This window comes from Paraburkholderia sp. UCT31, assembly GCF_014397655.1.
GTDB classification, from domain to species: Bacteria; Pseudomonadota; Gammaproteobacteria; order Burkholderiales; family Burkholderiaceae; genus Paraburkholderia; species Paraburkholderia tuberum.
In genome coordinates this window covers 1-21,186 of the sequence record NZ_VZQP01000073.1, presented here as the reverse complement: position 1 = coordinate 21,186, position 21,186 = coordinate 1, and the positions used below count along the sequence as shown (strand labels likewise).

Sequence of the window (21,186 nt, the reverse complement as noted above, 5' to 3'; positions counted from 1 at the left end):
ATCATGCGGCAAGGGGAGCAGCGGCGCATCACGCTGACGCTCAATGGCCGCGAACGCAGCGGCCATTGCGAGCCGCGCGAACTGCTGTCGGATTTCATCCGCCACCAACTGGGCGCGACCGGCACGCATGTCGGCTGCGAGCATGGCGTGTGCGGCGCATGCACGGTGCACGTGGATGGCGTCGCGGCGCGCTCGTGCCTGATGCTCGCGGTGCAGGCCGATGCGCGGCGCATCGACACAGTCGAAGGTCTTGCGCCCGACCAGACGCTCGGCGATTTGCAGCAGGCGTTCCAGCGCCATCACGCGCTGCAATGTGGCTTCTGCACGGCGGGCATTCTGATGTCATGTGCGGACTATCTGCAGCGCGTGCCGAATCCGACCGAGGATCAGGTGCGCGACATGCTCTCGGGCCATATCTGCCGCTGTACCGGCTATACGCCGATCGTCGCGGCCGTGCTCGATGTGGCAGCGCGTCGTCAGGTCGAGGCGCGCGGCAAGAAGGAGGCCGAACATGCTTGATCTCGGCCGCACGTTTCTGCAAAGCGTCGAGCGCAGCCCGAACGCGCTCGCGCTCGTCGATGGCGACATGCAACTGACCTATGCGCAGTGGCATCGCAAGATTCTGAATGTCGCCGATGCCCTGCGCGAACTCGGGCTGCAACGCGGCGACCGGTTGCTCGTCGTGCTGCAAAACCGCTGGGAAATGGCGACGCTGCACTGGGCGGGGCAATTCTCGGGCATCGTGATCGTGCCGCTCAACTGGCGCGCGAAGCCGGAGGAAGTCGAGTACTGCGTGACGGATGCCGGCGTGAAGGCGATCGTCTACGAACCCGTTTGCGCCGATGCCGTCGTGGAAAGCGCCGCCGCGCAGCACGTGCCGCGCATCGGTCTGGACGACGCCCCCGGCCGCACGATTGCCTTCGACGCGCTGCTCGCGGAACGCACGCGCACCGGCGAGACGACGCACGCCACCGCCGACGATATCTCGCTGATCCTCTACACGTCCGGCACGACCGGCAAGCCGAAGGGTGTCCCGCGCCGTCATCGGCATGAACGCGCGGGCGCGCTCGCGCACGTCGCGCAGAACCTGTACCGGCGCGGCGAACGCACGCTCGGCGTGATGCCGCTTTATCACACGATGGGCGTGCGCTCGCTGCTTTCGATGGCGCTCGTCGATGGCGTCTTCGTCTGCGTGCGTCGCTGGAACGCGAAGCTCGCGCTCGAATCCATCGCGAAGTACGCGCTCACGTGCCTCTATCTCGTGCCGACGCTTTATCACGATCTGCTCGCGGACAGCGCGTTCGCCAGCACCGATACGTCGTCGGTCAGAAAGCTAGGCTTCGCGGGTGCGCCGATGAACGATGGTTTGCTCAAGCGCCTGTCGGCTGCGTTCGAGCCGGAGATCTTCGTCAATCACTACGGTTCGTCCGAGGTCTACACGGTCAGCATCGATCAGGACGCGACGCGCAAGCCGGGCAGCGCCGGGCGCGCGGGCGTGAACACGCGGCTGCGCGTCGTGAAGCTCGACGCCGTGTCGCCCGATGAGATCGCACAGGCCGGCGAGGAAGGCCAGATCATCGCGGACCTGCTCGGCGACGAAGCATTCGAAGGCTACTGGAACCGCCCGGACGCGAACGCGAAGTCGCTGCGCGAGGGCTGGTATTTCACCGGCGACACCGGCTATTTCGACCGCGACGGCGATTTGTACGTGACCGGCCGCGTCGATGACATGATCATCAGCGGCGGCGAAAACATCTCGCCGGTGGATATCGAATCGGTGCTCTCGCTGCATCCGGCCGTCGATGAAGTCGCGGTCGCGGGCGTCAAGGACGAGCGCTGGGGCCAGCGCGTGGTCGCGTTCATCAAGCGCCGCGAATACGTCGATGCCGAGGCGCTCGACGCCTGGTGCCGCCAGTCCGACCTCGTCAACTTCAAGCGCCCGCGCGACTACGTGTTCGTCGACGATATTCCGAAGTCGCCGGTCGGCAAGATTCTGCGCCGCAAGCTTTCGGCGGGCGAATACGCATCCGACGGCAACGTTCAACCTACACAGACCACAAAGGAGTAACCCGATATGAGCGATTTGAACCATCGCGGCCAGACGCTGCTGCAAGGACTCGACGGCTTCTCGGTCGAGATCGACGCCGAACGCGAGCGCGCCGACATCATCCTGCATCGGCCGCCGTTGAATGTCATTTCGATGCGCGCGCGCGACCAGTTGCGCCTCGTCTTCGAGGCGCTGGACGACGACGAGCGCGTGCGCGTGATCGTCGTGCGCGCGACGGGCGAGCACTTTTCGAGCGGCGGTGACATCAAGGGCTTTCTGGAAGCGTCGCCGGAGCACGTGTCGAAGCTCGCCTGGAATATCGCGGCGCCCGCCCGTTGCTCGAAGCCGGTGATCGCGGCCAATCGCGGCTTCTGCTTCGGCGTGGGGTTCGAGCTGTCGCTGGCTTGCGATTTCCGCATCGTCACCGAAACGACCTTCTATGCGCTGCCGGAGCAAAAGCTCGGGCAGATTCCCGGCTCGGGCGGCTCGGCTCGTCTTCAGGCGATGGTCGGCATCGGCCGGACGAAGGACATCGTGATGCGCTCGCGCCGCATTCCGGGGAAGCAGGCTTACGAGTGGGGCATTGCGGTGGACTGCGTGGCCGACACGGAACTGGAAACCGCCACCGATGCGCTCGTCGACGAACTGCGCGCGTTCTCACCGCTCGCTCAGCGCACCGCGAAGAAGCTGCTGAACGATTCGGAAGATGCGCCGCTTTCCATTGCTATTGAACTTGAAGGGCATTGCTATAGCCGGCTGCGCACATCGGACGATTTCCGCGAGGGCGTCGAGGCGTTCCATGGCAAGCGCAAGCCGGTGTTTCGCGGAAGTTGATAAGCAGCGTCACAGAAGAACAGGAGACAGAGGATGGAACGCTTCGATTACGTAATCGTGGGCGGCGGCTCTGCGGGATGCGTGTTGGCGCATCGGCTGTCGGCCGTGCCGTCGCTGCGCGTCGCGCTGATCGAAGCAGGCGCCGATACGCCGCCGGGCGCGGTGCCCGCCGCCATCCTCGACAGCTATCCGATGCCCGTCTTCTGTGGCGAGACCTACATCTGGCCGGACCTGAAGGCGAAAGCCACCAAGGACGCCGCGCCGCGCGTCTACGAGCAGGGCCGCGTGATGGGCGGCGGGTCGAGCATCAACGTGCAATCGGCCAATCGCGGCCTGCCGCGCGACTACGACGAGTGGGCTGCGAACGGCGCCGATGGCTGGGCGTGGCGTGACGTGCTGCCGTACTTTCGCAAGCTGGAACGCGACGTCAACTTTCCGGGCGGCGAACTGCACGGCAGCGACGGCCCCGTGCCGATTCGCCGCATCATGCCGAAAGACTGGCCGCCCTTCTGCGATGCGTTCGCCAAGGGCTTGCGCGCGAATGGCGTCGCGCAATTGCAGGATCAGAATGGCGAATTTGGCGACGGCTTTTTCCCCGGCGCGTTCTCGAACATCGACGACAAGCGCGTGTCCACGGCCATCGCCTATCTCGACGAAACCACGCGCAAGCGCCCGAATCTCACGGTGTATTCGAACCTTCGCGTCGAGCACATCGTGATGGAAGGTGCGGCGGCGCGCGGCGTGATCGCGCTGGCGCAAAGCGGCGAGCGCGTGCGTTTCGAGGCGGGCGAAGTCGTGCTGAGCGCGGGCGCGCTGCAGTCGCCTGCGCTGCTGATGCGCGCGGGTATCGGCGATGCCCGCGAACTCGCGGCGCTCGGCATCGCGTGTGCAGTGGATCGGCCGGGCGTCGGGCGCAATCTGCAGGATCATCCGTCGCTCACGTTCTGTCATTTTCTCGAACCGCGCTTTCGCATGCCGCTCGCGCGACGCCGCGCCAGCATGATGGCCGCGCGCATGAGCTCCGGCCTCGCGGGCTGCGACGAGTCGGACCTGTATCTGTCGAGCGCGACACGCGCGGCATGGCACGAGCTGGGCAACCGGCTGGGCCTTTTCTTCCTGTGGTGCAACCGGCCGTACTCGCGCGGCCGCGTGCAGCTCGTATCCGCCGATACCGCCGCCGCTCCGCGCGTCGACCTGAATCTGCTCGACGACGAACGCGATCTGCAACGGCTCGCTACCGGCGTGCGGATGCTCGCGAGCGTGGTCGAGGCGTCGGGGCTCGGACGCGATCCGCGCGACTTCTTTCCAGCGGCGTTTTCTCCGCGCGTCAAGGCGTTGAGCCAGGTCGGCGAGCGCAACGCGCTTTTGACTTCGATGCTCGGCACGCTGCTCGATACGCCCGCGCCGCTGCGTCGTTTTCTGATCGAACGCTTCTTCACGCGCGGGCTGGACATGGCCGCGCTCCTGGCCGACGACCGCGCGCTTGCCGACTTCATCCGCGCGAACGTGTTCGGCGTGTGGCATGCGAGCGGCACATGCCGCATGGGCGGCGCGCAGGATCGCGACGCCGTCACGGATAGCGAAGGGCGCGTGCACGGCGCGCAGGGACTGCGCGTGGTCGATGCATCGCTGATGCCGAGACTGCCTTCGGCCAACACCAACATACCGACCATCATGATCGCCGAGAAGATCGCCCACGCGATGGTCACGCAGCGACGCGCGAGCTTGGCATCGGGCGCATCCAGCGACTCCGCTGCGCCGCCGCTCGCCGCCGCGCACTGACGATTTTTTAACCTCGACAAGAGCACGCCAAAAGACAAACGTGCCTGCGACACGGGGGCGATCGAAAGACGGCCCAGTGACATACAAGGAGATGCAAATGTCCGTAGCAGCGCAAGAAGGTGCCGCCGCGCTTCACGTCAATCAGCGCCAGGTCATGGGCGCAGTCGTGGCCTCGTGCATGGGTTGGGCGCTCGATCTGTTCGACCTGTTCGTGTTGTTGTACGTGGCGCCGGTGGTCGGGCGTCTGTTCTTCCCATCCGAGCACGCGATGCTCTCGCTCGCGGCGGTCTATGCGTCGTTCGCGGTGACGCTGCTGATGCGCCCGCTCGGTTCCGCGCTTTTCGGCTCCTACGCGGACCGTCATGGCCGCAAGGGGGCGATGATCGTCGCGGTCGTTGGCGTTGGCCTCTCGACGGCGGCCTTCGGCATGCTGCCGACGGTCGCGCAGGTGGGCCTCGTCGCGCCGGTCCTGTTTATGCTGCTGCGCCTCGTGCAGGGCGTGTTTGTCGGCGGCGTGGTGGCTTCGACGCATACCATCGGCACGGAATCCGTCGCGCCGAAGTATCGCGGCGCGGTTTCGGGGCTGATCGGCGGCGGTGGCGCGGGCCTTGGCGCACTGCTCGCGTCGCTCACGTATCTCGCGATGTCGTCGCTTTTTCCCGGCGATCTCTTCGACGTCTGGGGCTGGCGCTGCATGTTCTTTACCGGCATCCTGAGTTCGCTGCTCGGCCTCTTCGTATTCAATAGCCTGGAAGAATCGCCGCTCTGGAAGAAGCTCGCCGCCGAGAAGGCCGCCAAGGCCGCCGCGCAGGTCAAGAGCGGGCAGGCGGAAGTGGTGCGCTCGCCGGTTCGCACGCTGTTCTCGCGGGACTATCGCAAGGTGCTGTTCGTGAACCTGCTGCTGACCATCGGTGGCGGCAGCGGCTATTACCTCACGTCGGGCTATCTGCCGACCTTCCTCAAGGTCGTGAGCCACGTGCCGAACGGCGCGGCCGCCGCGATCCTGATGATCTGCAGCGTGGCGGTGGTCGTCGCCTCCGTTGCGGCGGGGCATCTGAGCACGTTCATCGGGCGCAAGAGCGCGTTCGTGTGGCTCGGCCTCATCCGGCTGGTCGCGCTGCCTGCGCTCTTCGTGCTGCTGCCGACCGCGCAGAACATCACGATGATCGGCGTGTACGCGGTGCTGCTCTCCGCGCTCGGCAGCGCGGGCTATGCGCCGATCCTGATCTTCCTGAACGAGCGCTTTCCGACTGCGATCCGCGCGACCGGGACGGGTCTTTCATGGAATATCGGCTTCGCGATCGGCGGGATGATGCCGACCTTCGTCTCGCTCGTCGCGAAGGATGCGAGCCAGTTGCCGTCGACGCTCGCGATCTTCGTCGGCGCGATCAGCGTGATCTTCCTGATCGGCGCGTTCGTCGTGCCCGAGACGCTCGGCAAGCTCGAAAACGGGGCGGCGCGCAATCCGTCCTGAAGCATGCAAGCATCGGCGGGCGCGCCGAAGAGCGCGCCCGCGCATCGTCCGATAGAAAAAGGAGACGCTCATCATGAAGTATGACGACGACATTCGCGCGCGATCCTACAAGTTTCGCGACGAATATGTGCAGGCGACGCCGTGGTGGTATCGCGGAGAGATGCATCTCGGTTTCACGCTCATTTTCACGACGGCGGTGATCGTCTATTGCGCCGCGCAGCTTCATGCGCCGACGTTCGCGGAATGGCTCGCGGTCGTGCCGCTCTTTCTGTTCGGCAACTGGGCGGAATGGGCCGCGCACCGCTATGTGCTGCATGGCCGCGTACTATCTGATGTACGAAGGGCTGCACACGCTTTCGCATGTGACGGACAGCCCGTTTCTCGACCGCGTGCCGCTCATCAACACAGTCCGGCGCCTGCACGTCACGCATCACGATCCCGAACTTATGGCGACGCAGAACTTCAACCTCACGTTCCCGATCTGCGACACGCTGTTCGGCACGCGCAGCGATGCGTCGCGCAGCGCGCGTGAGCCGATGAGCCCGAGCGGCGGTTGAGTTTTCACTAAGCCCGCGCGCCAGTGGTCACGCGCCGGATCTCCTCGGTGATGATCGCAATGAGCGCCTGCGCGGCCGGCCCGATCGGCCGCTTCGGGTGAGTGACCTGAATGATGTGACGCACGATCGGCGGCGAGTCGATCGTGCGCGCCCGCAGCAGGCCTTCGTCCACCTTCGCCTGCACCACGACGCGCGGCAGGATCGTCGCGATGCTGCTCTGCTCGACGAACTGCACGATGGTGCTGAGCAGATCGATCTCGAACTTCGGCTGAATGACGACGTCGGCGGCCATCAAGGCGGCGTCGAGCGCGCCGCGCAGTCCGTTGCGGCGCGTGGGGAGCACAAATTCGATACCGGACTGCGTGACCAGATGCATCGTCTCCGGCAGATCCGGCCCGTGCGCCGCGCTCGTCACCAGCACCATTTCTTCCACCAGCAGCGGCTCCACGTCGAGCGTGAGCCGCCCGCGCGGCTTGTTGATGATCGCGGCATCGAGTCGGCCCGCTTCGACGGCGTCGATGAGTTGCGCGCTGAAGCCGTCCGCGACGGACACTTCGACTTGCGGAAAAAGGGCGTCGAACCGTGCGAGCGATTCGGGCAGCACGCTTTGCGCCTCCGACGACACCATCCCGAGCGACACGCGTCCCGTCACGATGACATCGCGCCGGCTCAGATGCTCGCGGGCATGTTTGATGTCGCGCATGATCGGCGTGTAGAGGCGGTACATGAGCCGCGCCGCTTCGGTCGGAGCCATGCCATGCGGGCCGCGCGCGAAAAGTGTCTGCCGCACTTCGGCTTCGAGCTTCGAAATCTGCATGCTGAGCGCGGGCTGCGCGATGTTCAGCCGCTTGGCCGCGCGGGTCACGGTGCCCTCCTCGAAGAGAGCGATGAAATACTGGATCTGCTTCAGTTCCATGGGGCGGCGGTCGGGCGGAAGGAATCGGCTGTCGGTTGAACGCAGATATCGTAACGCCGCGCGGGATTTGCGTCGCCCTTAAGACATCGGGCCGCTCGCCGTTAACCCGTCGTTTTTCTGCTGCGGATAACCCGGGGATCATACGGGCGACGGCGACTGCGGCGACGCATAGCTGCCACCAAAGCGGTAGTCGCCAGATAACGCACCCGAGTTTGCAGCCGCCGACGGGGATGTTTGCGTCGCAACCTTGCATTGCAGCGGTGCGTAAGCCAACGGCCTCGGCGTATCGAGCTTGGCGTAGTCTTGATAGCCTCGGATAGGGACGGAGGCCGTGAGTATTCTTTGTCGAATCAAGATCGCCGTGACGGCCTGCTCGGTTGCCGCCGGATGCGTGTCGCAGCCCATAGGGCCGGCGGTAGCCGTGAAGCCGGGGCGCGACAAGCCATTCACCGTTTTTCTGCGGGACGATGCGCAGTGCAAACAGTATGCGAGGGAGCAACTGGCGAGCGGTGTCGACACGCGCGCCGCGAGCGACGCCCACGTGCCGCGGGCACAACTGAACGTGCAGCAAAGATACGATCTCGCGTACCTGGAGTGCATGCACGCGAAGGGGAATGATGTGTCGGAGCGTACGGAGCCAACGACGGAGCCTGAATAAGGGACCTTTCGCAGGACGACTACATACAGCTGCCGGACGGCGGCGCCGACAGCGCGGCAGGCGTAGGCACGTAACGTATCGCCGCTCCGCGTGTGCTGTCTCATTCAACCGATAGAAGGCGCTGACACGCGCTTGCGTTTCTGAGGCAGTTACAGATTGCTTTCCGGACATTCGCACCTCGGCAGCCGCGAATGACAGGTTTCGCCGTTTGCAGATGCGAGTTTTCGACTATCGGCATTCGACGCAGCCTCCCCCTTGAAATCAACACCCGCGATCACAAAATCCTGCAGGCCGGACTATCAGATGTCATTGGCCCCCAGCACCACGTATCTCGCGCACCCCGCGGTCAAGGCGCCGGCGCATCGCGCCATCCGCGAATGTAGTCTCCGTCGAACGCGTACTCATCGGCCGCATTCAACCTGGCGAGGTTGTCATCCCCTTCGTTCCGAAACGCCTCGCTCATCCTACTATTTTCGGGGTAGAGCATCAGCCTCTGCGTCAATTCGACGGCTGATTGATACAAGTCGCTGTGTTCCGCGATCATTTTTCCCGCGAAATTCTGGATGCTTCTTCTCTGGCTTCGGCTTAGCGCTAGGTTGCCCGCCTCGATTTCGGCTCGATTCGCCACCATGAATGACCGGAAAACTTGCTATAGAGGTTGGCAGGCCAGGCGGCCATGAGAGAATTCTTGTTCTTGCACTTGTCCTCATCGCCTCATGAAGATTCTCGAATACACAGGCCTCGACACTTCACGCGTCAAGGCCAGCTACGACAAGGTGTCCGCGGCCATCGCCCGCCACGACTTCCGGGCTGCCCAAGTCAAGAAGCTCGCCAATCTGAGCCACGGCAAGTTCTACCGGGCGAAGCTGGATGACGCCGACCGGCTGTTGTTCTCGCTGGTGCGCCACGGGGATGAAGTCTGCGCACTGATGCTGGAAGTGATCGCCAATCACGCCTACGATAAGTCACGTTTCCTGCGCGGCGCGGCGATTGACGAGAGCAAAATTCCAGACATCAGCGCTGATGACGCCATCAGGGAGGCGCAAGCTCTACGCTACCTTCATCCCGAGCGTACCGGCATTCACCTGCTCGACAAACCGATCTCGTTTGATGACACGCAGGAGACCATTTACCGACAGCCACCTCCCTTGGTTGTCGTCGGCAGCGCTGGCAGCGGCAAGACCGCACTGACGCTTGAAAAGCTCAAGCATGCCGAAGGTGAGGTCCTCTACGTCACTCACTCCGCCTTCCTGGCGCAGAGCGCCCGCGACCTTTATTACGCCAACGGTTTCGAGCATGGCGCTCAGGATGCCGTATTTCTCTCCTACCGGGAGTTTGTCGAGTCGATCCGCGTTCCGGCAGGACGCGAGGCTAGCTGGCGCGACTTTGCGGGCTGGTACTCGCGTATACGGCAGAACTTCAAGGATGTCGATGCCCACCAGGCTTTCGAGGAGATTCGCGGCGTGATTGCCGCCGGGTCGGGCGGTGTCCTGTCGCGCGACGAGTATCAAGCACTGGGGGTGCGTCAATCGATCTTTCCCGTAGAACGGCGCGACCAACTCTACAATCTGTTTGAGAAGTATCGCGCCTGGCTGGTCGAGGCAAAGCTCTACGACCTGAATCTGGTCGCCCAGGACTGGCAAGCGCTGGCTGCGCCGCGCTACGACTTCGTGGTTATTGACGAGGTGCAGGACATCACCACCGTGCAACTCGCGCTCGTGCTGAAAACCATCAAGAAGCCTGGTCATTTCATGCTCTGCGGGGATTCCAACCAGATTGTCCATCCCAATTTCTTTTCCTGGAGCCAAGTCAAGAGCCTGTTCTGGAAGGACCCGAAACTGGCCGAGCGGCAGGAATTACGCGTGCTAATGGCCAACTTTCGCAACGGCCTGGAGGCCACTCGCGTCGCCAATCAGTTGCTCAAGATCAAGCAGCGGCGCTTCGGCTCCATCGACCGGGAGAGCAACTTCCTGGTCCAGGCCGTCGGCGGCGAGACCGGCCAGGTTACGCTGATACCCGACAAGGACGCCACCAAGCGCGAACTGGACCAGAAGATTCGCCAATCCGCCCAGTTCGCCGTCCTGGTAATGCGCGATGAGGACAAGGCCGACGCCCGCAAGCACTTTGCCACGCCGCTGTTGTTCTCGATCCACGAAGCCAAGGGTCTCGAATACGAGAACATCGTGCTCTACCGTTTCATCTCGGATCACCGGGGCGAGTTCAACGACATTGTCGAGGGCATCGCCAAGACCGATCTGGCGGTCGAGACACTGGATTACAAACGCGCTAAAGACAAGAGTGACAAGTCGCTCGAAGTCTATAAATTCTTCGTCAATGCCCTGTATGTAGCGCTGACGCGCGCCATCAAGAACATCTACATGATCGAGTCGGACACAGGGCATGATCTGTTCGGGTTGCTGGATCTGATCGTCGGCCAGACCAGGATCGAGGCCAGGCAATCCACGCTCGAAGACTGGCAGAAGGAAGCACGCAAACTTGAACTGCAGGGCAAGCAGGAGCAGGCGGAGGCCATCCGCCGCACCATCTTGAAGCAGGTCCCGGTGCCGTGGCCGGTGTTCGATGAGGCCAAGGTCAGGGAACTGCTGATCAAGGTCTTCCGCGAGCAGTCTCCGGGCAACAAGGGCAAGCAGCAACTCTTTGACTATGCCACCTGCTTCGATGAACCGCAGCTCGCCGAGTGGCTGGCAGTCGAGGCGAAATTCGAGCAGGCACGAACCTTTGATCAGCAGCGCGCGGTGTTCGCCCGCAAGAGCTACGTCCCTTTCTTCGCCAACCGCTTCAAGGACATCCTCAGGCAGTGTGACCAGCATGGCGTCGATCATCGTCTGCCAATGAACCAGACGCCGCTGATGGCCGCAGCTGCTGCAGGAAATGTGGCGCTGGTGGAAGCCCTGCTGGAGCGCGGTGCCGACCGCGATGCCGTCGATCACTATGGTCACAATGCCCTGCACTGGGCTTTGCGTCAGGCATTTGGCGATGCAAAGTTTGCTGCTGGCCCGCTGGCGGCAATCTATGAATGCCTGGCGCCGCCCTGCATTGATGTCAGAGCGGGCGATCGTTTGGTCCGCATCGACCGGCATCTGTCTGAATACTTTCTGTTCCAGACCCTGTGGGTATTGTTCAAGGCACGATTTAGCAAGATACGAGGCAATACAGACAGCGCGTTCCAGACCCAAATCATCCTCGATGCCTGGCAACACTTACCCGCTAACATCGCGCGGCCTGAGCGCAACAAGCGCCAGCATCTTTCTGGCGTGCTGGCGAGGAACGAAATCGACAGAGACTATGCCTACAATAGATCCCTGTTCCTGCGCGTATCCACCGGGCGGTACCAGTTCAATCCCAAACTCGCTGTGCGTCGCCGCCAAGGCGAAGAAGAAAACTGGGTCCCGATCTACACGGCACTCAACCTCCCGTTGATTAGCGAGTTTGCCTACAACGACGGCTGGATCAGCACCTGGGACAATATCGACAAGCTTGTGGTCCTTGCTGGACTACCTGAACGAACCACACCCATCGCGGCTGAACGCTTCGCCGAACGGCAAGCGGCCCAAATGAGGGAGCTGGACGAACGCAGAGCCAATCAACTTGCCGCCAAAGCACGCATTCGTGCAGCCGCCGAAGCCACCCAGAACAGAGCGCCACGATGGGGAACAAAGGAAGCTAAACGGCTTGAAATCGAACGTGTGAAACAAGAAATCGAAAGACGAAAGAAGGGTTGACTTGCCGATATTTCTTTTGGGGCGGCTTTCGGCCCCTCAACTGTCGTTCGCTCAGCGATCCGGGCGGACATTCGAAGATCCGCTTCGCTCAGTTAAGGGACGTTTCGTCCAACATTTGGTTGGACCCATCATCGGCCATAGCGGTCGGTTGCCGATCGGGCAGCGTGCGGCGGCAGCAGGTCGCTTTATTCCCCCGATCCGCTATCGCCGATCACGGGAATAGTGAACTGAAAAGTCGCGCCGTATCCGGCATTGTTCTCTGCCCAAACCCGCCCACCATGGGCATCGATAATCGAACGGCAAATAGAAAGCCCCACACCCATACCTTCGGGCTTCGTAGTGAAGAACGGTTCGAATAGCCGATCGGCGTGCTGCAGGTCAATTCCTGTCCCGGAATCTTGCACCGAGACGATCACATAGCCGTCGTCGCTGCGCCACGACTTGATCGTCAGTTCGCGCGGCCGGTCTTCGATCGTGCTCATTGCCTGGATACCGTTTGTAATCAGATTCGTGATGACTTGTGCCAGTTGGATCCGATCGCCAAGCACCGCCGGCAGTTTCGAAGCAAGCGTCGCGCGCAGTGCTACATTGTGCTTCAAGACCTCGCGCTGGAGCAGTACCATGACGTCACTGATCAGCTCGTTGATTTCCAGTCGCGTCATCTCAGGGGCAATCCGCTTTGCGAGCATGCGGACGCGCCTGACGATCTCGGTCGCGCGTTGTACATCAGTAAGTATGCGTTGCACGGAGGCTCGCACTTTTTCAAGGTCGGGTACGTCCCGGTCAATCCATCGCAGGCACGCGGCACCATGGGTGGCGACCGCTGCGAGAGGCTGGGCGATTTCGTGGGCCACCGACGCGCCCAATTCGCCGATCGACGTCAAACGAGACACCTGTTGCAGCGCCTCTTCGACCCGCTTGCGCTCGGTGATGTCGGTGCCCGTTTCGAGGGTCGCGATCGGTCGCCCCTGTTCGTCTCGCACCAGGGCCCAACGGCTGGCCACTGCGGCTTCCGACCCGTCGCGCCGGGTATTGACGATCTCGCCTTCCCAACGGCCCGTTTCAATCAAAGTTTTTTTGATGTCCTCGAGTGCTGCAGGAAAACGCGTGTGAAGCAGACGGTCGGCAACGTGGCCGAGCGCCTCGTGTTTCTTCCACCCATAAAGCGCTTCCGCGCCGCTGTTCCAGTAGGTAATTACATCGTCCATATCGAGAGCTACCACGCTGTCGTGGGTAAGGTCGAGAAGCTGTGCCTGCTCACGATGGACCGCTGCCTGTTGGCGAGTCCTATGCACGAGAAAGGTGACGACGAACGATGTCACAAAAAAGGCAGCCAACACTACGATGTCCTGCTGGGCATCTACCCGGAAGGTAAATAGTGGCTGTGTAAAGAAAAAGTTGAGGCAACCAACAGCGATCACCGAGATAGCTACCGATGAAACGAGGCTGCCCATCAGTGACACCAGCAAGACCTCGATCAGGTAGACGAACCCAACTACCGCGACGCCGGCTCCCAGGCGAAAGCACACCCAGGTCGCGATCGCTATGCTGATAGCGCCGGCGAACAGGATCGCGGCAACGGAGCGCGATTGAACGATCCCGTTGGTCGTTCTGGTTGCGTGCATCCCCCGCCAGCCATCGTTCGCAAGGAGATCCTTCATTCGGTTTTTCCCCTTTGAACGGCAGGTCGAAGCGCTGACTCGCCCTCTCGGTCAAGGGACACGGCAAACCATGTGCTCGTCGGACGCGGTACTCGCAAAGTCTGGGAAGCGCATGAACAAGGTTCCCGGCCCCACGATGTGCAGCAGACAGGCATGAAGTTCGAGCGAAGTCAGGGGAGCGGTCCGCTCGCCGGCGGACAGCCCTGATGATAGATCAGGATTGACAGGACGGTCCTCCCCAATGAAAGTAGGGCTAGGGTGAACGCCGAGGTGTTGCCAAGCGCCAGCACAGGCCAGAATGTCCGGGCGACGTCGTCAATTGCGAACGCATACTTTTCTACAATCCATTATCGGGGCGCCCTTTCGAATGGGAGTTCCATCGAGGCAAGGAAGTCGTCAGCATTCCGGTTTCCGGTCGGCTGCTTGTGTCGGATGTTGGCACGATGCTCAACGCTTGCGTAGCGGGCGCAGGAATCGCCCAGGTCATGTCGATCGGGACAGATTCTGCTTGCACAGCGAGACCTTGTCGATCTGTTTCCGGACTGGCCGGATGAACGTTTTCCTCTTTATGCGCTCTACCCGTCGCGAAGGCACCTGGCAGCAAAGGTGCAGGCCTTCATCTCGTTCTGCGTCGATGCCCAGATCGCGCCAAATGGAACGTCGGCGCCAGATCGAGCAAAGCGTAATTGACCGCCCTTGAGGCGCTCGCATTCTCCGTCGCGCTGATAAGTGCGCAGAATGACAAGGAACCGGATTGCGAGTAGTTAATGTCCACCTGCCTGAAGCCGCAACCGAAAGGTCGGTAGCTGGCCGGCAGAACGTTTGCAACGTGTCGCGAAGCGGCGTCATGTCGGCAGGCGTCGAATAAACCTTAACGACATATGCCGATCGCGTGAGGCAGTGACGGGCCAGGAATAGACGATCGAATGCGACGCCGATGTACGTCGCGCTCACGTAGCTGCTACATCGATCCCCGCACATCGTGCAGATTCCGGGCACGTCGTCCGTTGTCCATCTGCACGAGAACATGAAAGCCGCCGATTTCCGGCCAGGCGACGAGGTGCCGAAGGAACCCGACGCGATCAGGGCTCGTACTTAACTCGCCCGAATATCGGGCGCAGTAGCTCTTTCGCACCCGTGCGACACTGACGTCCGCCTCCAGGACACCCCGTTCCGATGCCGTTCCAATCCTCGTCCAATATTGCTCAGCCAAGGACGGGGGTTCGAAGCTCAGCCAGCGAGCCCGGCGGCGAAGTCGCGGTACGAGTGCAGCGGGCGGCCCGGAATGCCGACGAGTCGCTCGACATCGCCGGCCTCCGGCACCATGCCGTCGCTGACGTAGCGCTCGGCCATCAGGCGCATTTCATACGCCATCCACTTTGGCAGGAAGTTCGCCAGATTCTGCTCGAATTGGGCGGGATCGTCCCCGCCGTAGGCAATCGCACGGCCAAGAAGCTCTGACCAGATGGAGGCCCCGCGCGGATTGAAACTCACGCAGGAAGGACGTGCCCTTTACGAGCGGACCGGTGCGCTCCTTGCCGAGCTTACCGAGAGCGCCGCTGCCATCACATCCGGTAGCGAACAACCGCGCGGTCGATTGCGCATCAGCGCGCCGGCGCTCTTTTCTCAGATCGCAATGGGTAAGCTGGTCGCCACGTTCGCGCTGAAATATCCGGAGATTCGACTGGAAGTGACGACGGAAGATCGCCCCGTCGATATGGTCGAGGAAGGGTACGACCTGGTGATTCGGGTCAACCCCGATCCTGACGAGAGCCTGATCGGCCGGGTGTTCCTGCGCGACCGGCTGGTCGTCGTGGCTAACCCGGGCTTGGCGCGACCGGCGGACGGGTCGAGTGTTCCGGCTGTCCTTCGCGGAGGGCATGATCGGATTGCTTCGTGGGATGTCACAGGCCTGAACGGAAAATCGCGCATATCGATCAAGCCGGTTGCTTACCTGTCGTCGTTGATCATGGTCCGCGATACGGTCCGTCTCGGCGTGGGTGCCGCTAGCCTGCCGCTGTCGCTTGTGAGCCATGACATCGCAGCCGGCAGGCTTACGCATTGGGGTGATCTGGATGGCCCTGACATCGCACTATGGGCGCTTTATCCTTCCCGGCGCTTGCTAAGCCCTCGCGTTTCCGCCTTTCTCGATCACATTAAGGAAGCATTCCCCCTGGGAAAACCCGGGGAATTGGCTGGATTTATAGGATCGGAACCGTGAGACCGGTGCGGACCACAGGTCTCTCTTACGTTGAGTGCTAACGGCTGCGCGCCACCGCGTATGACCGTCTCGTGTCAGCCGGAAAGAACGCATCTCGCGGCACCCGGTCCCTTCCCGACGCTCGGCACGTCTGTCAGGACCATCAGTACTGGGGGCGCAGTTCAACCAATAGGCAATTGCCGTCTCGAACGCCTCTGCAAGCAGAATTACGACGCCGGTTACCGACCTCGTACGGGATCAGCGCCTGTAGCCGTATGAACCATGCAACGTTCGCGTGTTAGTCTCCGATAACGACATGGAGCCTTTCATGCAACGAATGATCACCTATCGTGGCTTCGAGATTCACGTCGAGTTGACTCCGGCTGCGGAGGACACGTTCAACGTGACTGTCCAGATCAAAGGCGGTACCAACCTCGAAGTGCTCGGCGCGCGGGGGGGCCGGATCGCGCTGCGCAACGGCCCTTTTACTGAACGATGGGCCTACCTGGTTGGGGAAGTCGCCGGTCAAGCCGCAATCGACCTGCTGCTTGGCCCGACTGGCTGATTCCATTCCTGTTTCGCCGCCTCGACACACTCACTCGTCCCGCCGAGTACGGTCACTAGCTGCGTTCGACGTCGCACGCACGACGGTCGTCGCCGTTGAGAGCATTGGCGTCAGGCCCAATCTCTCACCGGGAGACGGCGTTCATTTCATTTCAACAGACCATAGGGCCGCTCAGGCCAGGTAGCGGCGATTGTTTTTGAATGCGAGCGTGACGCCCGGCGTCGTGGGATCATCTGTTGTGGCTGTCTCGGGCCGCACGCCTTTGAGTTGTCAGCCCCAACCTCCGGGATCAGACGAACAGGATAAATATATGAAGCTTCGCGTCGGATACGAACTGTCGTACGAGTGCTCACAACCGACGCCGATGATGCTGATGCTGAACACGCACTTTTCGCATGCAAAGGATATTGTCGAGGCAGATCTGCTCGTTACCGATCCGCCGGTGGCGACGAGGCAGTACCGCGACTTGTTCGGCAACCTGTGCACGCGGATAGTCGCGCCCGCCGGGCGTGTTGGCTTGAGCACGACCGCGCTTCTGAATGTGCCAAATGCGATGGAAACGCGTCCGAAAGACGGTTGGGGCCATCCAGTCGAGCAGTTGCCCGACGATACGCTCGTTTTCCTATTGGGTAGCCGCTATTGTGAAACCGATTTGATGGTCGACGTCGCGTGGAAGGTTTTTGGACAGTGCGCGCCGGGCCGCGAGACTGTTCTCGCAATCTGCGACTTCGTGCACCGGCATATCGCATTTGATTACCTGCACGCGCGGCCGACCAAAACCGCAGCGGACGTTTACCGCGAACGAAGGGGCGTTTGCCGGGACTTCGCCCATCTGGGCATCACGCTATGCCGCGCCATGAATATTCCGGCTCGCTACTGCACCGGTTATATCAGCGATGTCGGTTTGCCCCCCGTCGCAGCGCCGATGGATTTCGCGGCGTGGTTTGAGGCCTACGTAGGGGGTAGCTGGCAAACCTTCGATCCGCGTAACAACGCACCGCGCATCGGGCGCGTTTTGATGGCATACGGTCGCGACGCCGCCGATGTTGCGATAAGCAATGCGTTTGGGGCCGCCGTGCTAACGCACTTCAAGGTGCATTGCGATCAGGAATAACCGCGCACAATTGGCCATTGCTGAGCCGACGGGGAATTTTTGGATCCGCTCCCGGTAACGTGAGCATTTGGACCGCGCTGGCCTAATTGATTGCGCGCCTGAGCGTCACCGCGTCGTTCACCCGTTCCACGCGTCAGTCGTTCGGTGGGCTATGGGCGACCGGATGCGCGGCGGAGTATGTCCAGCAAAGTTACTCGGCGAATGAGCGCTGTGCTCCTGGACGGAGACCACATCGGCGCGTTCTATCTGGGCCTCGACACCACCGAGCCCTCTTGGGGCCCGCTGCTCGTCAAAGGGAATATCAAACAGTTCGATGACCCGCGTACCTACGTGCGGTTCTCCAGCGTCATGGAGTTCATGGACGGCTTCCCAGGATGCCCGGAATCGATGCAGGCGCATCTCGTCGCCCTGTTCGAAGCCGCAAAATGATCGCACTTTCGTAACCTCCCCGCCGGGCCCCACGGGGTGCTCCACTATCCTCCGTACGAGGCGATGTATCGCTGACAAAAGCGTGTGAAGCGAGCAAGCGGAAAGCTTTGAACCTGAAAAACATGACCTTGAGCGACGCGGCGCCCATCGCAAGCCAGATGAAGTCGTGTGTTTCTCCATGACAGAAGCAATTGTCCGCCGTTGGCGACGCATCGCTTAGGATTGGAGGGCGACGGAAAAATTCTGCCCTTGCCACGTCTGACTCGAGGTCCAGAAGAAGGTGAATGCAAGCGATGAACCGGCCTGGGCTGCTTGCGTGACCAGATCGACGTAGTAGATGCCGAGCGCCGTTGCGGTGGCTTCGCTGTCCTCCGACGTGGCCCAGTCGTCGATCGTCCAGCGCAGGCGGAAAGGCGCAGCCAAAGGGATCCGAATTGTCGTGGCGGCCGGAATCGACGGCAGCGGGCGGTTGAAGTTCCAGATTTCGATATTGCTGCGAGCGCGCGGCGCCTGGCCGGGCTGAGACTGATAACGATCGGCGACGACTTTCAGGTGGTTAAAGACCTGACCGTCCGAAGCGGAGCGAACGAGCTTGATGTATTCGGCGTGGGCCCACGCGAGCGGCATGGCAGAGCCAGTCGGCCCGCCAGTGACGAAGGGCGGGTCTGCCAGATCGGGCAGATCCCACACTTGCTCGGGAAGCAGACCGCGCGTTCCGGCGAACGCCTCGAGAGCGCGGATGTAGGATGTGGCGTCGCCACCAGCGGCCAATTCGTAATGACCGCGTTCGCCAGTGAGCAGCGGCCACGGTCGACCAACGCCGAAGGTAGCGCCGTCGTACCAGTCCTCGCCGAGATTGCCTTGACCATAACCGTCGTGGTTGTATCGGTAAAAGGCAGGCCCCTGCGGCAGAATTTTTCTGATTACTGCATCGACTACCTTGACCGAGTTGACGATGATCGGATCGTTCGCGGCGCGAATGCCATAGCGCACCAGTTCGAGAAAACCCGCGTCCACGATGGTGTTTGCGTTGTAGTCTTTCTTCCAGACGGTTACTTGGGCGGTATCTGGATTTTCTGGAAAATTGAAGACGCCATTGACGTGCGTCGGCAAGATTCGAATGTAGTGCTGCGTCACGCCAGGAACCGGTGAGCCTTCCGCAGCGACGCACCATGTCTCTAGATGCGATTCCAGAAAATCCGCGTATTCGAGCAGGAACTGGGCGGTGCTGGCGTCCGCCCATTTAGTAGCCGCACAGACTAGCGCCGCGATGTTCGATGCCAGTGTCGAAGGGGAGTATCCTTCGAGTTCTTCCCATCGTTCCTGCTGAGTCATGGGGCCGTTCTTGATCAATGCGCCTGCTGCGGCCAGCACCATGCCGGTGGGATCGAACTGACGCAGCAGACCGGCTTCGCTCAAGTGATAGGCCAGAATGATTGGAAAGGAATATTCGTCGAGCTGCGAGGCATTGTCCCGCCAAGGCTCGCCGTCAATGAAAAACTTTTGCGGAAAGCTACCATCCGCCAATTGCGACGCAGCGAGAAACATCAGCCCGCGTAGGGGCGCATCCTGCGCGCCCGCGGCCAGCAGCGCGAGTGCGCTTTGGCACATGTCACGCGGCCAGACCATGTGGTAGCCGGCAGCGAGGTCCCGCATCGTCTGTCCCCACGGGATGCTCAATGAAGCCACCAGTGCGCCGTCGGCGGTCTTGTCCTCATGCGCGAGCAACACGTTGAGGCTCATGTTGAAAAGTGCATTGCCATCGCCCGTAATGTTCGCCTTGGGCTGGAACGGGTCGCGAACCGCGTCGTTCCAGCCCTGGATGAACGCTTGCTTGTGGCTGTATGGGTCGGCGGGTCCGTCGAAGGGGTAGGCCAGCGCCTCGGATACGGCGGTCAGCGCCTTGTTGGGCGTGCTCTGCGTAATCGGCGTCGGTTCGTCGACGCAAAACGCCAGTGCCAGAACGAATTGATTCTGCCCTGCGCGGTTGATCTCTGCCGTCACGGCGACGTATCCGTCCTTTGCTGCGTCGTAGTTCCAGGCCGGCAAGCGCTTGTTTGCGATGATGTCGGTCCAGCCATCGTTCACTCCCACGAAGCCGCAACCCGTCGTGCCGAAGCCGCAGTCGGCGCCCAGCGCGAGCCAGTAATGGTCACGCGTCGCGACCAGGCGATCGCCATTTGCGGTGCTGACGCGATGCGCGGTGTTGCCAGCGCCGTATCCCGCCATGTGAGGCGTCAACAAGGCATAGACGTGCAGTTTGTTAAGGAAATCCTGGTCCCCCTGCAGGGTCGTGCGAACCAGCACGCAGGCCGAACCCTTCTCGGCGATCACGTCCTGCACGACGGTGTAGGGTTGCCCTTTCGCCTGGGATGTGAGCCGGCAGGATAAGGCGGGCGGCTCCGGCCATTCGCATCGATGGTCGAAGTCCTTCTGCGCGTCGTGATAGAAGGTCGACCCGTCGGTAATGATCAGCTGGAAGTCTCGTACCTGAGGGGTGTCGACATCCGGGAAGTAGATTTCCGTGAGGATGCCGCCTGCTGTCGTGTACCAGACCTGGCTCGACAGCGAGTACGCCGTTCCGACGGCGTCTTTGTCCGCGCGGCTCCAGTTCAGCGGATTGCCAGGTGCGCCCGGAGCCGGATTCGATTCAAGCAGATTTGCCATCGCATCTCACTCCATATCTTTGCTTAGATCGATCAGAAATCCACGTGATGAGCAGAAGAGCGGGCATGCTACGCATTGTAGCTATCGAGGATAGCGCTTTTGACGTGCATAGAGAGGCACACGTGAGGCCGCTCAATCAGCGACAGTTCGGAGGGACGCGTGCCGGGCGCGCCTTCCATCACAAGCATGTAGAAGTCGTTTCCAAGTGCCGCGTGTGATCGTGATGACGCTGGCTACAGATCCGCCGCGTCGTTCAGCGGCCTGGGGGGAGTCGGGGCATCGGCCACGAGGGGGACGCGAAGCTGTAAACTTCGCCTAATAAGCGTCTACGGCGAATAAGCCTCTACGGCGGACGACAGCAGGGTGGAATAAAGAGGGAACTGGCGAAGTCGCGTACTTCCGGGTTCGTTAAGGTGTGGCGCGACAATCTGGATGAGAGACGCGCGACAATCAGCTTGAGAATGTCGCGGCAGAAATATGATGCCGATGTTGATTGACGCTGGCAAGCGTTTATTGATTGACGCGCGGTTTTGATTGAC

16 protein-coding genes and 2 pseudogenes are annotated in these 21,186 nt (G+C 61.7%); 12 read left to right on the top strand and 6 right to left on the bottom strand.

Annotated elements, in window-relative coordinates:
• The first annotated feature begins 3 nt into the window (after nt 1–3).
• The 6 genes from F6X40_RS36865 (at nt 4) to F6X40_RS42925 (ending at nt 6,694) form a co-directional block, all read left to right on the top strand.
• Nucleotides 4–519: a (2Fe-2S)-binding protein gene (locus F6X40_RS36865; protein WP_262421689.1), complete on the top strand. Its 516-nt coding sequence runs from the start codon at nt 4–6 to the stop codon at nt 517–519.
• The gene (locus tag F6X40_RS36860) at nt 512–2,068 is read left to right on the top strand and encodes an AMP-binding protein (protein WP_187631270.1); all 1,557 of its coding nucleotides are present in this window, start codon (nt 512–514) and stop codon (nt 2,066–2,068) included. The genes F6X40_RS36865 and F6X40_RS36860 overlap by 8 nt, the downstream gene beginning before the upstream one ends.
• 6 nt (nt 2,069–2,074) lie before the next feature.
• A complete protein-coding gene (locus F6X40_RS36855) occupies nt 2,075–2,881 on the top strand; it encodes an enoyl-CoA hydratase/isomerase family protein (protein ID WP_184063157.1) in 807 nt (268 codons plus the stop codon).
• Between the two features lie 33 nt (nt 2,882–2,914).
• Nucleotides 2,915–4,663: a GMC family oxidoreductase gene (locus F6X40_RS36850; RefSeq protein WP_187631269.1), complete on the top strand. Its 1,749-nt coding sequence runs from the start codon at nt 2,915–2,917 to the stop codon at nt 4,661–4,663.
• Between the two features lie 97 nt (nt 4,664–4,760).
• Nucleotides 4,761–6,137: an MFS transporter gene (locus tag F6X40_RS36845; protein WP_187631268.1), complete on the top strand. Its 1,377-nt coding sequence runs from the start codon at nt 4,761–4,763 to the stop codon at nt 6,135–6,137.
• Nucleotides 6,138–6,451: 314 nt separating this feature from the next.
• Nucleotides 6,452–6,694: a hypothetical protein gene (locus F6X40_RS42925; RefSeq protein ID WP_244145037.1), complete on the top strand. Its 243-nt coding sequence runs from the start codon at nt 6,452–6,454 to the stop codon at nt 6,692–6,694.
• A gap of 7 nt (nt 6,695–6,701) precedes the next feature.
• On the opposite strand, the gene F6X40_RS36835 is transcribed toward F6X40_RS42925, so the two are convergent.
• Nucleotides 6,702–7,610, bottom strand: coding sequence for a LysR family transcriptional regulator (locus tag F6X40_RS36835; protein ID WP_090807413.1), 909 nt, complete (start codon nt 7,608–7,610; stop codon nt 6,702–6,704).
• Nucleotides 7,611–7,941: 331 nt separating this feature from the next.
• Here F6X40_RS36835 and F6X40_RS36830 point away from each other — a divergent pair, with 331 nt between their 5' ends.
• A complete protein-coding gene (locus tag F6X40_RS36830) occupies nt 7,942–8,268 on the top strand; it encodes a hypothetical protein (protein ID WP_187631267.1) in 327 nt (108 codons plus the stop codon).
• Nucleotides 8,269–8,614: 346 nt separating this feature from the next.
• On the opposite strand, the gene F6X40_RS36825 is transcribed toward F6X40_RS36830, so the two are convergent.
• The gene (locus F6X40_RS36825) at nt 8,615–8,899 is read right to left on the bottom strand and encodes a DUF4142 domain-containing protein (RefSeq protein ID WP_262421687.1); all 285 of its coding nucleotides are present in this window, start codon (nt 8,897–8,899) and stop codon (nt 8,615–8,617) included.
• 85 nt (nt 8,900–8,984) lie between these two features.
• Here F6X40_RS36825 and F6X40_RS36820 point away from each other — a divergent pair, with 85 nt between their 5' ends.
• The gene (locus F6X40_RS36820; protein WP_184072241.1) at nt 8,985–12,011 is read left to right on the top strand and encodes an ankyrin repeat domain-containing protein; all 3,027 of its coding nucleotides are present in this window, start codon (nt 8,985–8,987) and stop codon (nt 12,009–12,011) included.
• A gap of 185 nt (nt 12,012–12,196) precedes the next feature.
• Here F6X40_RS36820 and F6X40_RS36815 read toward each other — a convergent pair whose 3' ends face one another.
• On the bottom strand, nt 12,197–13,672 hold the full coding sequence (locus F6X40_RS36815) for a PAS domain-containing sensor histidine kinase (RefSeq protein WP_187631266.1): 1,476 nt from the start codon (nt 13,670–13,672) through the stop codon (nt 12,197–12,199).
• Nucleotides 13,673–14,902: 1,230 nt separating this feature from the next.
• Nucleotides 14,903–15,154, bottom strand: a pseudogene (locus F6X40_RS36805) (NmrA/HSCARG family protein); the annotation flags it as partial.
• Between F6X40_RS36805 and F6X40_RS36800 the strand changes: the two are divergent.
• The 4 genes and pseudogenes from F6X40_RS36800 to F6X40_RS36785 form a co-directional block, all read left to right on the top strand.
• Nucleotides 15,150–15,893: pseudogene (locus F6X40_RS36800) on the top strand (substrate binding domain-containing protein); the annotation flags it as partial. The pseudogenes F6X40_RS36805 and F6X40_RS36800 sit on opposite strands and share 5 nt — an antisense overlap.
• 307 nt (nt 15,894–16,200) lie before the next feature.
• Nucleotides 16,201–16,437, top strand: a complete 237-nt coding sequence (locus tag F6X40_RS36795; RefSeq protein WP_184072245.1) for a hypothetical protein — start codon at nt 16,201–16,203, stop codon at nt 16,435–16,437.
• 310 nt (nt 16,438–16,747) lie between these two features.
• Nucleotides 16,748–17,551, top strand: a complete 804-nt coding sequence (locus F6X40_RS36790) for a transglutaminase-like domain-containing protein (protein ID WP_184072247.1) — start codon at nt 16,748–16,750, stop codon at nt 17,549–17,551.
• Between the two features lie 201 nt (nt 17,552–17,752).
• Nucleotides 17,753–17,980 carry a hypothetical protein gene (locus tag F6X40_RS36785; RefSeq protein WP_187631264.1) on the top strand — a complete coding sequence of 76 codons (228 nt, stop codon included), beginning with the start codon at nt 17,753–17,755 and terminating at the stop codon, nt 17,978–17,980.
• 216 nt (nt 17,981–18,196) lie between these two features.
• Here F6X40_RS36785 and F6X40_RS36780 read toward each other — a convergent pair whose 3' ends face one another.
• Both F6X40_RS36780 and F6X40_RS41940 read right to left on the bottom strand, forming a co-directional pair.
• The gene (locus F6X40_RS36780; RefSeq protein ID WP_187631263.1) at nt 18,197–20,647 is read right to left on the bottom strand and encodes a glycoside hydrolase family 15 protein; all 2,451 of its coding nucleotides are present in this window, start codon (nt 20,645–20,647) and stop codon (nt 18,197–18,199) included.
• Nucleotides 20,648–20,973: 326 nt separating this feature from the next.
• On the bottom strand, nt 20,974–21,186 hold a 213-nt coding region (locus F6X40_RS41940; RefSeq protein ID WP_222946266.1), incomplete at its 5' end, for a hypothetical protein.